We start from the raw sequence: 622 nt of genomic DNA on the forward strand, positions 1-622 counted from the left end.
TCGCTGCCGCAGCTTCGGTGCATGGTTTAGCCCCGTTACATCTTCCGCGCGGGCCGACTCGACCAGTGAGCTATTACGCTTTCTTTAAATGATGGCTGCTTCTAAGCCAACATCCTGGCTGTCTGAGCCTTCCCACTTCGTTTCCCACTTAACCATGACTTTGGGACCTTAGCTGGCGGTCTGGGTTGTTTCCCTCTTCACGACGGACGTTAGCACCCGCCGTGTGTCTCCCGTGATAACATTCTTCGGTATTCGCAGTTTGCATCGAGTTGGTAAGTCGGGATGACCCCCTAGTCGAAACAGTGCTCTACCCCCGAAGATGAGTTCACGAGGCGCTACCTAAATAGCTTTCGGGGAGAACCAGCTATCTCCCGGTTTGATTGGCCTTTCACCCCCATCCACAAGTCATCCGCTAATTTTTCAACATTAGTCGGTTCGGTCCTCCAGTTAGTGTTACCCAACCTTCAACCTGCCCATGGATAGATCACCGGGTTTCGGGTCTATACCCTGCAACTCATTCGCCCAGTTAAGACTCGGTTTCCCTACGGCTCCCCTATACGGTTAACCTTGCTACAGAATATAAGTCGCTGACCCATTATACAAAAGGTACGCAGTCACCCCA

Annotated in this window: 1 rRNA gene; it reads right to left on the reverse strand. The window is 52.1% G+C overall.

The features are described 5' to 3' along the window. Positions 1–622, reverse strand: a 23S ribosomal RNA gene (locus AB4J89_RS18970); the annotation flags it as partial.

Origin of the sequence: Proteus sp. STS61-E (genome assembly GCF_040932335.1) — a bacterium.
Taxonomy (GTDB): domain Bacteria; phylum Pseudomonadota; class Gammaproteobacteria; order Enterobacterales; family Enterobacteriaceae; genus Proteus; species Proteus mirabilis_B.